The organism is Metasolibacillus sp. FSL H7-0170, from assembly GCF_038593115.1.
In the GTDB taxonomy this organism is placed as follows: Bacteria; Bacillota; Bacilli; order Bacillales_A; family Planococcaceae; genus Metasolibacillus; species Metasolibacillus fluoroglycofenilyticus.
In genome coordinates this window covers 1407144-1421291 of record NZ_CP151964.1, presented here as the reverse complement: position 1 = coordinate 1421291, position 14148 = coordinate 1407144, and the positions used below count along the sequence as shown (strand labels likewise).

Genomic DNA, 14148 nt, shown 5'->3' with positions numbered 1-14148 from the left:
GTTTTTCTTTAAAATGTAGGAAAAAATATACCATCCTATGTTATAATGGTGTGCAGTATTTTAAAGGAAGGTGTGACGGACCTTGGTGCGTAGTATGACAGGCTTTGGCAGGGGTGTCACAACGACAAAATCGTATCAATTAACGGTTGAAGTTCGTGCTGTGAATCATCGATTTTTAGAAATAAGCACAAAATTTCCGAAAGAATGGATGGAAGCAGAGGTTTTAGCAAAAAAAATGCTTTCCACCGCTATTTCACGCGGAAAGTTAGACGTATTAATTGTTATGAAAGAACTTCAGGCAGAAGAGCAGCATGTACAAATAAATTGGCCTTTACTCGAAGCATACATAAATGCGAAAGAAGAATTATCACAAAAAATCGTTATGCAGGAAAAGTGGTCGATGCAGGAAATTGCGATGCTTGACCAAGTGCTTGTCGTAGAAAAACGGGAGGCAGTACAGGATGGTCTACTTGCTTCTGTAGAGCGAGCGATGCAGGAAGCGATTGAAAATTTAGTGCAGATGCGTGAGCGTGAAGGACAAGAGTTGAAGCTAGTTATGTTACAATATAAAGAACAATTGCAGCAGCAAATAGCAAAGATTCGTGCCACATCTTCTGATGCGGTAATGAAATACCGTGAGCGCTTAAAAACACGAATTGAAGAAATTGCTAGTGGGCAGCTACTAGAAGAACGGTTGTTAATGGAAGTGGCATTATTCGCAGAGCGTGTAGATATTACAGAGGAGCTAGATCGTCTTGATAGTCATTTTGGTCAGCTTGAGGAAACGTTGGAGGAGCAAGGGGCTATTGGTCGTAAGCTTGATTTTTTAATGCAGGAAATGCATCGAGAAATCAATACAATTGGTTCGAAAAATCAGTCCTCCGAGAGCTCGATTGCAGTCGTGCAAGCGAAGGCCATTTTAGAGAAAATGCGTGAGCAAGTTCAAAATATTGAATAGCTAAAGGGAGATTTAATAATCAATGAAAAAACAACGCGGCTTATTAATCGTATTGTCCGGCCCTTCTGGTGTCGGAAAAGGAACGGTTCGTAAAGAGCTATTTTCACAAGCGAATACAAATTATGAATATTCGATTTCAATGACGACACGTCAGCCTCGCGAAGGAGAAGTAGACGGTGTAGACTATTTTTTTAAAACGCGCGAGGAGTTCGAAGCGTTGATTGAACAGGGGGGGTTACTAGAGCATGCTGAGTTTGTCAGCAATTACTACGGCACGCCACTTACTTACGTAAATGATACGCTCGCTGCGGGGCGAGATGTATTTTTAGAAATTGAGGTGCAAGGAGCAGCGCAAATTCGCACGAAAGCTCCCGATGCGTTATTCATTTTTTTAGCGCCGCCAAGTCTTTCAGAATTAAAGGAGCGACTAGTTGGACGAGGAACAGAAACGGAGGATATTATTGCCAAGCGTATTGCCACAGCGCGAGAAGAGCTGGAAATGATGAGCCTTTATGATTATGTTGTAGAAAATGATGAAGTTCAAAATGCATGTGATAAAATTAATGCTATTATTAAAGCAGAGCATTGTAGACGTGAGCGCGTCGAAAAAATATACTTGTCAATGTTGAGAGGAGAATAATCTATGTTATACCCATCAGTAGATGCGTTAAAAAAAGAAATCGATTCAAAATATTCGCTTGTGAGCTTAGCTTCAAAGCGAGCACGCCAAATGCAAGAGCAAGGTGGCGAGAAGCTTGGTAAATACGTATCGTATAAGCCAGTAGGACGTGCATTAGAAGAAGTAGCAGCAGGTGTTTTACGCAAAGAGGCACAGGATGCTTCAACTGTTTACGAGGATGAAATCTAAAACTACTTAAAAACTACTATTTAGCTCCCGAGGAAATGTTCTTTGGGAGCTTATCGTTTGAAAGGGTGGGAAATCAATGAGCAAAAAAAATATTTTACTATGTGTGACAGGTGGAATTGCTGTTTATAAGGCGGTTGCTCTCGTAAGTAAGCTAGCGCAGGCAGGAATGAATGTAAAAGTTATTATGACTGCGTCGGCAAGGCAATTTGTCAATCCGTTAAGCTTCCAAGTAATGTCTAAAAATGATGTTTTTTTTGATACATTTGATGAAAAGGATTCGAGTGTTATTGCCCATATTGATTTGGCTGATTGGGCTGACCTTGTGCTTGTCGCGCCTGCAACAGCCAATGTTATTGGAAAGCTAGCAAACGGTATCGCAGATGATATGGTTACAACAACTTTGCTAGCGACAACAGCCTCTGTGTGGATTGCGCCCGCAATGAATGTCCATATGTACGACCATCCAGCGGTTAAACGTAATATCCAGCAACTTCACGAAGATGGCTATCAGTTTATTGAACCTTCGGAAGGATTTTTAGCGTGCGGCTATATCGGTAAAGGACGTTTGGAGGAGCCAGAAAAAATTACAGCGCTTGTGCTTGCGCATTTTGCCGCGCAAAATGAAAGAGAAGAGCAGTAATGGCACGTATTGCGAAAGTAATTGTAGATGTGGCAGCATACCCTGTCGACCGTCCATTCGATTATATCGTGCCGGCTGATTGGTACGATTTAATCGAATGTGGCTGTCGTGTCAAAGTACCATTTGGACCGCGCAATGTGCTCGGCTTTGTTGTTGAGCTTGGAAGTGAGACAGATGTACCGTTAGATAAAATCAAGCCAGTGGCGCAAGTATTAGATATGGAGCCTGTGCTAACAGAAGAAATGCTAGCATTAGCAAAGTGGTTAAAAAAAGAAACAATTTGCTATGAAATTGACGCATTGCAAGTAATGCTGCCGTCGGCTTTAAGAGCGAAATATGAAAAAATGGTTCATTTACAAGCGCCGCTTGAAGCGCTATCTCCTTTCATAGCAGCACTTTTCCAAAAGTCATCAAAAGTGAATTTTAAGCAATTTGACAAGCAAGGGCTGCTAAAAGAGTTGAAGCAGGCGATAAAACAGCAACAGGTGCGCCTTGAAAATGAAGTAAGGCAACAAGGAAATATTAAAGAAATTCGCAAAGTGCAAATTCATGCTGATGTTGCTTATTTAACAAAAATTGAACAGCAATTATCAAAGCGAGCAAAGAAGCAAATCCAATTAGTACAGTGGATGCAGACACATTGTGGTGAAGTGTTTTCCCCTGATGCAATTTATGAGCAGGTCGGTGTAACAGCAAGTGTTTTACAGGCACTTATCGAAAGTGGTGCTGCACAATATATTCAAGAAGAGGTGTATCGCGACCCCTTTACAAAGGATGTAGGGCAGACGACCGCCTTACAGTTAACAGATGAACAACAGAAAGCATTAAATCAGATTACAGCAGCTATGGAAAGACGTCATAATGAAACCTTTCTATTACACGGTGTAACAGGTAGTGGGAAAACTGAGGTGTATTTGCAGGCGATTTGGCAGGCGTTACAGGATGGCAAAGAGGCGATTATGCTCGTGCCTGAAATTTCACTAACGCCACAGATGACAGACCGCTTTCGCTCGCGCTTCGGTGAGCTAGTTGCTGTACTACATAGCGGGCTATCTGTCGGGGAGAAATACGATGAATGGCGCAAAATTCAACAAGGTAAAGTGAAGGTTGTTGTAGGTGCACGCTCGGCAATTTTTGCCCCCTTTCAAAATGTTGGGCTTATTATTTTAGACGAGGAGCATGAATCAACGTACAAGCAGGAGGATGCCCCTCGCTATCATGCACGTGATGTGGCAATTTGGCGCAGCAAATTTCATCACTGCCCTGTTATTTTAGGCAGTGCTACACCAGCGCTTGAATCGTTCGCAAGGGCGAAAAAAGGCGTCTATACATTGCTAACGTTGCGACAGCGAGCAAAGCAGCAGGCCTTGCCGAGTGTGGAAGTTGTCGATATGCGTGAGGAATTGAAGCAAGGCAATCGCTCGATGTTTTCAACGAGCCTAATCGAAGCGATGCGTGATAGATTAATACGGCAAGAGCAAATTGTTTTATTTTTAAATCGTCGTGGTTATTCAAGCTTTGTGCTATGCAGAGATTGCGGCACAGTTGTGCAATGTCCAAATTGCGATATTTCATTAACGTATCATCGCTATAATGAAAAATTAAAATGTCATTATTGTGGCTATGATGAGTATGTACCGCAAAGCTGCCCACAATGTCAAAGTGAGCATATTCGTTTTTTCGGAACAGGGACGCAAAAAGTCGAGGAGGAAATTTATAAGCTCTTTCCAGAGGCAAAAATTGTGCGCATGGATGTCGATACAACATCGCATAAAGGAGCACATGAGCAGCTGTTGGACGTTTTTGCGAGCGGGCAGGCAAATATTCTACTTGGTACGCAAATGATTGCCAAAGGACTTGATTTTCCTAATATAACGCTTGTTGGGGTGTTAAGTGCCGATACGTCCTTGCATTTACCTGATTACCGCGCAAGTGAGCGCACATTCCAACTTTTAACACAGGTAAGTGGTCGAGCGGGGCGTCATGATTTACCAGGCGAAGTAATTATCCAAACGTATACACCTGAGCATTATGCAATTGAACTAGCGAAAGAGCAGCAGTACGAGCCGTTTTATACGCGAGAAATGCATGCGCGTCATCAAGCGGGCTATCCACCGTATTATTATTTAGCGCTCGTCCAAGTGTCGCATGAGGATGTCATGTTGGCGGCTGAATATGCTGGGCGAGTAGCGGATTATTTGCGTTCAAATTTATCTTTTGGTGTTGCTATTATCGGTCCAACAACCGCTAGCATTAGCCGTATCAACAATAGATATCGCTATCAATGTTTGATAAAATACAAAATAGAACCGAATTTAATTGATACATTATTGCAATTGATCAAAATATATCGAACAGACTGGAGCAAGAAGGGCATACAGCTTATCGTAGACCTTGATCCAGTCGTCATTTAAGAAAGAAGGAACGAAATATGGCTATTAAAGAGGTAGTAAAAAGCCCCTCAGCAATTTTAACGACGCCTACGAAGGAAGTCGATGTGATTAATGAAGAAATCATCCAGCTATTAGATGATTTATATGACACAATGGTGGAATATGACGGTGTTGGTATTGCAGCACCGCAAATTAATGTTGGTTTACGTGTGGCAATCGTGGAATTAGGTGAAGACATTTTAGAAATGATTAACCCGATTGTTTTAGAAACGAAAGGGCAGGAGGAAGATGTGGAAGGTTGCCTAAGTTTTCCCGATTTATTCGCAATGGTCAACAGACCTACGTATGTGAAAATCGAAGCCGCTGACCGTGAAGGGCGTATTTATGAACTGGAGGCAGAGGATTTTGAGGCGCGTGCTATTTTACATGAAATAGACCATTTAGATGGTATTTTATTTGATTCAAAAATAACGCGTGTGCTAACGGCGGAAGAAATAGAAGAAATGTATGCGGAAGAGGATGAGGAGGAATAATATGACATCGATTGTTTTTATGGGAACACCTGCCTTCTCCGTGCCGATTTTACGCATGCTCCATGAGGAGGGCTATCATGTGCTAGCCGTTGTTACACAGCCAGATCGCCCAGTTGGTCGTAAAAAGGTATTAACACCACCACCAGTGAAAGAAGAGGCGCTGCGTTTAGGCTTGCCGGTTATTCAGCCTGAAAAGCTACGTGCCTCACAGGAGCTAGAGCAAATTTTAGCACTAGCACCAGACTTAGTTATCACTGCAGCATTTGGGCAAATTTTACCAAAAGCGCTGCTTGATGCGCCGCGCCTAGGCTGTGTTAATGTGCATGCTTCATTGCTACCTGCATATAGGGGAGGAGCACCAATCCATCAAGCTATTATCGACGGACAAAAAGAAGCAGGTGTAACGATTATGTATATGGCTGAAAAGTTGGATGCAGGCGATATGATTAGCCAGCAGGCAATTGCTATTGAGGAAACGGACCATACAGGAAGCATGTTTGACAAGCTAAGCATCGTTGGACGTGATTTATTAAAGCAAACATTACCTTCTCTTGTTGATGGTACAAATAATCGTATAGTACAAGATGAAACAAAGGTAACCTACGCGCATAATATTAACCGAGAGCAGGAGCGCATTGATTGGCAGCAAAATGCACGTACGATATACAATCAAGTGCGTGGTCTACATCCATGGCCAGTTGCCTACACAACCCTTGAAGAGAGCAATGTGAAAATTTGGTGGGCGCAAATTGGTACTCGGAAGCACCAAGCTGCACCGGGTGAGGTTGTGCATATCGCTAAGGATTATTTTGAAATTGCGACTGGTGAAGGCGGTTCAATTGCTGTTTATGATTTGCAACCGGCGGGGAAAAAACGTTTAAGTGCAGAGGAGTATTTGCGCGGCACAGGGGCAAAATTGCAGATTGGAGACCGTTTTGAATGACGAAGAAAAAGCAGCAAATTTGGAATGGTAATGTACGTGATGCAGCTTTAAGTATTTTATTAGCGGTCGATAAAAACCAAGCATACAGCAATCTATTATTACACCAAACAATTGAGAAATATAAAATAGAGGCGAAGGACCGTGCGTTATTAACTGAAATTACGTATGGTACACTACAGCATAAATTAACATTGGACTATTATTTAGCCCCATTTGTGCGTGGTAAAGTGGAAGTATGGGTACAATGGTTACTACGCCTATCGCTATTCCAAATGCATTATTTAACACGTATTCCGCCACATGCCGCAGTGAATGAGGCTGTGGAAATTGCTAAAAGACGTGGGCATAAAGGCATTGCTTCAATGGTCAATGGCGTACTACGCTCGATTATACGTCAAGGCGTGCGCTCAACGGAGGAAATAGCGGACGAGGTAGAGCGTCTTGCGATTGCAACAAGCCATCCGCAGTGGCTAGTAGAGCGTTATATTGCAGCATATGGTATAGAACGAACAACAGCTATGCTTACGCATAATAATTTACCCGCAAAGCAGACAGTGCGTGTCAACACAATAAAGGCAACACCTGAAAAAGCGATTGCTGCTTTAGAGCAAGAAGGGCTGACTGTTTTGCAAAGCGCATTTTTACCTGAATGTTTAACAATTACAGGTGGGCAAGCGGCGCGTACAACTGCTTTTAAACAAGGGCTTATTACGATTCAAGATGAAAGCTCTATGTTACCAGCAAATGTGCTAAATCCACAGCCAGGTATGCGCGTTTTAGATATGTGTGCAGCACCTGGTGGCAAAACGACGCATTTAGCGGAAAAAATGCATAATGAAGGGGCGATTCTTGCCTTAGATTTGCATCCGCATAAGCTTGAATTAATTGATGAAAATACAGCACGCTTAAGTATTGATATTGTGCAAACGGCACCGTTAGATGGGCGCAAAGCGGCAAATACTTTACAAAAGGGCAGCTTCGATGCAATTTTAGTCGATGCACCATGCTCTGGGTTAGGGGTTATGCGTCGTAAACCAGATATTAAATATACGAAGAAAATAGAGGATTTTGCCAATTTACAAGCGATTCAACTTGCGATTTTAGCGAATGCTGTAGAGTTGTTAAAGCCAGAAGGTCGCTTAGTTTATAGTACATGTACAATTAATCAAGAAGAAAATGAAGGAACGGTACAAGCCTTTTTAAAAGAACATCTGAATATGGAGGCTATTGTATTGGAAAATTTACCGCAGCAGCTTGTTCACGAGCAGCGGGAAGGAATGCTTCAGGTATTCCCACAACATATGGATAGTGACGGCTTTTTCGTCGCTGCCTTCGTAAAAAAGGAGACAAAATAAATTTTATGGACCAAAACAAATTCGATGAGCGCATTTTAGACTTAGTCGAGGAAGCAGAAGAAAAACCCACACGCCGTGAGAAAAAAGAAAAGCCACAATTAAAGGAATCGATTTATTCATTGCGTCCTGAACAGTTGCAAGAGTGGTTAGTTAATAATGGAGAAAAAGCATTTCGCGCAGGGCAAATTTATGATTGGTTATATCATAAGCGTGTAAAAACATTTGAGGAAATGTCGAATTTGTCAAAGATATTGCGTGAGAAATTAGACGCACAGTTTGCCTTGACGACTTTGGAAACAATTATTCAACAGGAATCAAAAGATGGAACAATCAAATTTTTATTCCAGCTACAAGATGGCTATTCAATTGAAACGGTATTAATGCGCCATGATTATGGTAATTCCGTTTGTGTAACGACACAAGTGGGCTGTCGCATCGGCTGTACGTTTTGTGCTTCTACTTTAGGCGGTTTAAAGCGCCATTTACTTGCGGGCGAAATTGTGGAGCAAGTGGTGAAAGTACAGCAGGCTTTGGATGAAGTAGACGAGCGTGTTAGTCATATCGTAATTATGGGGATTGGGGAACCATTTGATAATTACGAGGCGATGATGAACTTCTTAAAAGTAATTAATGATGAAAAAGGATTGAATATCGGTGCGCGCCATATTACTGTATCGACATCAGGTATTGTGCCGAAAATTTATGATTTTGCAAACGAGCAGCTACAAATCAATTTTGCACTTTCACTACATGCACCGAACCAAGAATTACGTCAAAAGCTCATGCCAATTGCGCGTGCCTATAAGCTGGAACAATTAATGGAGTCAATTCGTTATTATACGAAGAAAACAGGGCGTCGTGTCAGCTTCGAGTATGGTTTATTCGGTGGAGAAAATGATTCTATTGAGCATGCAGAGGAGTTAGCGAAGTTAATCAAAGGGATAAAATGTCATGTCAACTTAATCCCTGTTAACTATGTTCCTGAGCGCAATTATGTAAGAACACCACGCAATCAAATTTTTGATTTTGAAAAAACATTAAAGAAGCACGGAATTAACGTGACAATTCGTCGCGAACATGGCTCGGATATTGATGCAGCCTGCGGACAGCTGCGTGCAAAGGAGCGAGCACAAGAAACAAAGTAGGTGGAAAATGTGAACTTTACAGTTGAAAGTGATGTTGGCTTAAAGCGTTCGGAAAATGAGGATCGAGTAGCTTTTTGTGAACGTCTAGATCAGTATAAGCTAGCGGTTTTAGCTGACGGTATGGGCGGACATAATGCAGGTGATGTAGCTAGTGAAATGGCAATTACCGCATTACAGCGTGTATTTTTACAGGTGGAAGCTGCCGAATTAGCGACAGAAGAGGCGAGGCAGCAATGGTTAAATAACGTAATATCACAAATAAACGAAGACATTTATCATTATTCATTATCACATGAAGGCTGTAAAGGGATGGGGACAACACTTATCGCCGTTGTGATTGATGGTGCTCACTGCACAATTGCTCATATCGGTGATAGTCGCGTCTACCATTTTACGACGGAGGATGGCGAGCTCATTACACGTGACCATTCCTATGTCAATGTATTAGTAGATAATGGTGAAATTAGCGAGGAAGAAGCACAGCACCATCCGCAAAAAAACTTTATTTTAAGAGCTTTAGGTACAGAGCTAACAATTCAAGCTGATTTTTATAGCATGGAGCTGCAGCAGGATTCCTATTTACTTATTTGCTCAGATGGTTTAAGTGATAAGCTTAGCCTACATGAAATGGCAGCATTAATTACGTTGCCGCTCGTCTTACAGGAAAAGGGGAAAAAGCTTGTACAGCTTGCAAATGAGCTAGGCGGCGAGGATAATATTTCACTTATTTTGTTGACGCTAGAGGATAGGGAGGTGTAAGGGATGATTATCGGCAAAAGAATTAGTGATCGTTATAAAATTATAGAACTAATTGGCGGTGGTGGGATGTCCAATGTTTATTTGGCCCACGATATGATTTTAAACCGCGATGTAGCGATTAAAATTTTGCGTTATGATTTTACAAATGAAGAAGAATTACATCGCCGATTTCAGCGTGAAGCACTTTCGGCAACAAGCCTTACACACTCCAATATTGTTAGCATTTATGATGTTGGCGAAGATGGCGATATGCATTATATTGTCATGGAATATATTAAGGGCAAAACGCTAAAGCAATACATACAGGAGTTTTCGCCTTTATCGCCTGCACGAAGCGTTCATATTATGAAGCAGCTTACATCAGCGATTGCACATGCACATGAAAATGGCATTATTCATCGCGATATTAAGCCGCAAAATATTTTGATGGATTTAGATGGAAATGTAAAAATTACAGATTTCGGAATTGCGACAACCTTAAGTGCAACGAGCTACACGCAGACGAATTCAGTGATTGGAACGGTACATTATTTATCCCCAGAACAGGCGCGTGGCGGTATAGCAACAGAAAAATCCGATATTTATGCACTCGGTATTGTATTTTACGAGCTATTAACAGGGGAATTACCGTTTTCAGGTGAATCAGCGGTAGCTATTGCCTTGAAGCATTTGCAGGCGGAAACACCTTCTGTTCGTGCATTTGATGGTTCGATTCCACAAAGCGTGGAAAATATTGTGTTAAAGGCTACGGCAAAAGATTCAAATCATCGCTATGCGAATGCTGAGGAAATGGAGCAGGATTTAGAAACATGTCTATCAGCAGAGCGCATTCATGAACCTAAATTTATTTTACCTTTTGATAATGATGCAACGAAAATTTTACCGATTATTAAAGATGAAAAAATGCCGGTGCATGATATTGCAGAAACGAAGCAGATGAAGACCGTGAAAAAATCACCTCCTTTAGAGCAGCAATCGCCGCCAAAAAAGAGGAAGAAGTGGCCGCTAATTGCAGCTAGCATTGCCCTGTTAGCTATAATAGCAGTTGCTGCAATTTATTTCATGAAGCCGAAAAAAGTTGAAATTCCGAAAGAGATAATTGGTATGACAGTTGAGGAAGCAACGCAAGAGCTTGAAAATTTAGGCTTCGTCGTTGGTGAAATCGAAGAGCGAAATCATGAGGAAATCGAAAAAGATACAATTATTGAAACAAATCCAAGAACGGGTACTTTGAAAGTAAAAGGTACGGAAATAAAGCTAATCGTTAGCCAAGGGGCAGAAACTTCCAAAATGGCCAACTACGTAGACCAAAAGCTTTCGCAAGTAACTACATTGCTTGAAAATTTTAAGGATTACAAATTGGAATATGAAAATAGTGAGGTCGAGGCAGGGACGATTATTCGTCAGGAGCCACAAGCTGGCGAGGAAATTATTGTAGGAGAAACAACGGTTACACTTGTTATTAGCGAAGGGAAAAAAATGATTAGCATAGACAATCTTGCTACCTTCTCACGTGCGGCACTTGAAGAATATACAAAGCGCCATAATATACAATGGCGTGTCGTTGGGGAGGAAACGTCTGAAACGATTCCGGCTGGTAGTGTAATCTCCCATACCCCGAAAGAGGGAGAGGAGATAGTGGAAGGTGGAACACTAGAGGTCGTTCTATCAAAAGGACCACCTGCTAAAAAGGAAAAATTCTTTACGGAATCCATAAATATCCCTTATGAGCCGACATTCAATGAAGAGGGCGAGGAGGAGCGAACGGAGCAAATCGTCCATATTTATATTCAAGACAAAAATAATTCGATGTCCGAGCTGTACGACACATTAACGATTACGGAGTCGACGAGCTATCGTATTGAGCTAACGATTGAGGAAGGAAGCTCTGCTGCTTACCGCATAGATCGTGATTCATTCAAAATTGCCGAAAGAACGATACCATTCGATAGTTTACCGAACTAATCTAGCTTTTAGATTAAATTGTATTGCCTTATCTTCAGCGAAAGGAGCCGACTTTTAAGATGGTAGCTACTTGAAGCTGAAAAAGGTATGCTTCTTCTACTCTCACAAGAGAATATTGACTGAAAATGAATTTTTATCCCGCATTGATGGGCAGTAAGACGCCCATTTCAAGGCTTAAGTGAAAATGGTCTTAAGGATAAGTTGAAGATGAACTGCCCGTAAAAGCCTGATTGGTTCAACTCACAATCAGTGGGGGTGAGGAAAACCCTTACTGATTGAATTTTCACTTTATAGGCTATTACTACGGAATAAAGGAGGCATTTGATGGCGCAAGGCCAAATTCGTAAAGCATTAAGTGGCTATTACTATGTTTATCAAGATGAAGAGTTAATTCAATGTCGTGGGCGCGGCGTGTTTCGCAATCGCGGCGAATCTCCGCTCGTCGGAGATATTGTTGATTATACAAAGGAGGGTGAATCAGACGGCTATATTATGAAAATTCACCCTCGAAAAAATGAGCTTGTGCGACCGCCAATTGCTAATATCGACCAAGCAATCTTAGTTTTTTCTGTCAAGGAGCCTGATTTTAATACATTATTATTAGACCGCTTCTTAGTTGTGTTAGAATCATTTTCCGTTCAGCCTGTTATTTGCTTAACGAAAACGGATTTGCTAGCAGGAGATGAAGCGGAGCAGCTTCAACTATTAATTGCTGACTATGAAGCGATAGGCTATACTGTTTTAACGACGTATCAAAATGACGGTTCGCTCATGGACAGATTGTATCCGTTGTTAGAAGAAAAAGTAAGCGTTTTAGCAGGACAATCCGGTGTTGGCAAGTCGACGTTATTAAATACATTGCTGCCTGAATTACAACTAAAAACGAACGAAATTTCACAAAGCTTAGGGCGGGGGAAGCATACAACACGTCATGTCGAATTAATTGAAGTTGGGAATGGCTTGCTTGCGGATACCCCTGGATTTAGCTCCTTTGATTTTGACATGATTGACAAAGAGGAATTAACAGCATGCTTCCCTGAATTTTTACGATTAAGTGAGCAGTGTAAATTCCGTGGCTGCTTACATATGAAAGAGCCAAAATGTGCAATTAAGAAAGCACTTGAAACAGGAGAAATTCGCCCATATCGCTATGAGCACTATGAACAATTTTTACAAGAAATTATGGAACGAAAGCCGAGGTATTAAAGATGATTAAAATTGCACCATCTATTTTAGCTGCGAATTTCGCGAAATTAGGACAAGAGGTAAAGGAAGTGGAGGCTGCTGGCGCAGAGCTTATTCATATTGATGTAATGGATGGCCACTTTGTTCCGAATATTTCATTTGGCTCTATCGTACTTGATGCGATTCGCCCTTTGACATCATTACCGCTCGATGTTCATTTAATGATTGAAAACCCAGACCAATACATCGAACAGTTTGCGAAAGCGGGCGCAGATTATATTACGGTCCATGTAGAAGCGTGTCGCCATTTGCATCGCACAATTCAGCTAATCCGTTCATATGGTGTGAAGCCCGGGGTTGTATTAAACCCACATACGCCAATCGAATCAATTCAACACGTTTTAGAGGATATTGATATGGTATTGTTTATGACAGTTAATCCAGGCTTTGGCGGACAAAAGTTTATTTCATCTGTTGTGCCTAAAATTGCAGCGCTATCAAAAATTATTAAGGAGCGCGGCTTAACAATCGATATCGAAATCGACGGTGGTATAACAGCAGAAACAATCGTTCCGTGTGCTGAGGCTGGTGCCAATATTTTTGTAGCAGGCTCTGCTATTTATAATCAAGAGGACCGCGCAGCTGCATTACAACAAATTAAAGCAGCCGGTGAAGCGGCATACGTGCGATGATTGCCGTAATTTGCTCAGGTGGACCAAGCGAGGAGCTTTGTTCATTTGAGCCTTTTATGGATGAAGAGGACACTATTTTTATTGGTGCTGACCGCGGAGCTTATCGTTTATTAGAACGAGGGATTCAGCCAGCCGTAATTGTCGGAGATTTAGACTCTATCACAGTAAGCGAGCGTCAAAAATTGACACAGGCAGGCGTGCCAATTGAAATATACGCTGCCGAAAAGGATGAAACAGATACGGATTTAGCCTTGCTAAAAGCTATTACCTATAAGCCAGAAAAAATCGTACTAACAGGTGTCACAGGTGGGCGTCTAGATCATTACGAGGCGGTACTAAGGACGGTGTGTAGGCTTCAGCAGACATACCCGCATATTGTTTTTGAGATTCATAATCTTCATAATCAGCTACGCTTTTTGGTGCCAGGCACACACACAATTCAAGACAATTTAGATTATCCTTATTTATCTTTTTTTGCCTATGGCGAAGCTGTGCAAAATGTAACATTGCGCGGTGTGAAATATGAAACAACGAATGAAGAAATTAGCTTATGGTCATCGCGCTTTACAAGCAATGAGATTATAGGCGAGGCGCATATTACCTTTACCTCTGGCATATGTTTAATGATAAGAAGTGCCGATTAAGGGGGAGCGAGTGTGAAGGTATATACATTTCAGTTACCGAAGTTTATTAGCTCAATGACACGTGCGTG

General features: G+C 41.6%; 13 protein-coding genes and 1 pseudogene. All 14 read left to right on the top strand.

Going from position 1 to position 14148, the window contains the following annotated elements:
* Positions 1 to 82 precede the first annotated feature (82 nt).
* The 14 genes and pseudogenes from MHH70_RS06780 (at position 83) to MHH70_RS06715 (ending at position 14080) form a co-directional block, all read left to right on the top strand.
* Complete coding sequence (locus MHH70_RS06780) at positions 83 to 958, top strand: YicC/YloC family endoribonuclease (RefSeq protein WP_066169871.1); 876 nt, start codon at positions 83 to 85, stop codon at positions 956 to 958.
* Between the two features lie 22 nt (positions 959 to 980).
* Positions 981 to 1598: a guanylate kinase gene (gene gmk / locus MHH70_RS06775; RefSeq protein ID WP_107942262.1), complete on the top strand. Its 618-nt coding sequence runs from the start codon at positions 981 to 983 to the stop codon at positions 1596 to 1598.
* Between the two features lie 3 nt (positions 1599 to 1601).
* Positions 1602 to 1826, top strand: coding sequence for a DNA-directed RNA polymerase subunit omega (rpoZ, locus tag MHH70_RS06770; protein WP_066169878.1), 225 nt, complete (start codon positions 1602 to 1604; stop codon positions 1824 to 1826).
* Between the two features lie 76 nt (positions 1827 to 1902).
* A pseudogene (coaBC, locus tag MHH70_RS06765) lies at positions 1903 to 2424 on the top strand (bifunctional phosphopantothenoylcysteine decarboxylase/phosphopantothenate--cysteine ligase CoaBC); the annotation flags it as partial.
* Positions 2425 to 2465: 41 nt separating this feature from the next.
* Positions 2466 to 4880: a primosomal protein N' gene (gene priA / locus MHH70_RS06760; RefSeq protein WP_342472881.1), complete on the top strand. Its 2415-nt coding sequence runs from the start codon at positions 2466 to 2468 to the stop codon at positions 4878 to 4880.
* Between the two features lie 17 nt (positions 4881 to 4897).
* Entirely contained in the window at positions 4898 to 5392 is a 495-nt protein-coding gene (gene def / locus MHH70_RS06755) for a peptide deformylase (protein ID WP_066169884.1), read from the top strand.
* 1 nt (position 5393) lies between these two features.
* Positions 5394 to 6335 carry a methionyl-tRNA formyltransferase gene (gene fmt, locus MHH70_RS06750; RefSeq protein WP_066169887.1) on the top strand — a complete coding sequence of 314 codons (942 nt, stop codon included), beginning with the start codon at positions 5394 to 5396 and terminating at the stop codon, positions 6333 to 6335.
* The gene (rsmB, locus tag MHH70_RS06745; protein ID WP_342472878.1) at positions 6332 to 7690 is read left to right on the top strand and encodes a 16S rRNA (cytosine(967)-C(5))-methyltransferase RsmB; all 1359 of its coding nucleotides are present in this window, start codon (positions 6332 to 6334) and stop codon (positions 7688 to 7690) included. Before fmt ends, rsmB begins: the two co-directional genes overlap by 4 nt.
* Positions 7691 to 7695: 5 nt before the next feature.
* Positions 7696 to 8835 carry a 23S rRNA (adenine(2503)-C(2))-methyltransferase RlmN gene (rlmN, locus tag MHH70_RS06740; RefSeq protein ID WP_066169897.1) on the top strand — a complete coding sequence of 380 codons (1140 nt, stop codon included), beginning with the start codon at positions 7696 to 7698 and terminating at the stop codon, positions 8833 to 8835.
* Positions 8836 to 8844: 9 nt separating this feature from the next.
* Positions 8845 to 9594: a Stp1/IreP family PP2C-type Ser/Thr phosphatase gene (locus MHH70_RS06735; protein WP_066170309.1), complete on the top strand. Its 750-nt coding sequence runs from the start codon at positions 8845 to 8847 to the stop codon at positions 9592 to 9594.
* A gap of 3 nt (positions 9595 to 9597) precedes the next feature.
* Positions 9598 to 11559, top strand: coding sequence for a Stk1 family PASTA domain-containing Ser/Thr kinase (gene pknB, locus MHH70_RS06730; protein WP_107942267.1), 1962 nt, complete (start codon positions 9598 to 9600; stop codon positions 11557 to 11559).
* Between the two features lie 324 nt (positions 11560 to 11883).
* Complete coding sequence (rsgA, locus tag MHH70_RS06725; RefSeq protein ID WP_066169903.1) at positions 11884 to 12765, top strand: ribosome small subunit-dependent GTPase A; 882 nt, start codon at positions 11884 to 11886, stop codon at positions 12763 to 12765.
* A gap of 2 nt (positions 12766 to 12767) precedes the next feature.
* Positions 12768 to 13436, top strand: coding sequence for a ribulose-phosphate 3-epimerase (gene rpe, locus MHH70_RS06720; protein ID WP_342472877.1), 669 nt, complete (start codon positions 12768 to 12770; stop codon positions 13434 to 13436).
* Complete coding sequence (locus tag MHH70_RS06715) at positions 13433 to 14080, top strand: thiamine diphosphokinase (protein WP_066169909.1); 648 nt, start codon at positions 13433 to 13435, stop codon at positions 14078 to 14080. The genes rpe and MHH70_RS06715 overlap by 4 nt, the downstream gene beginning before the upstream one ends.
* Positions 14081 to 14148 lie beyond the last annotated feature (68 nt).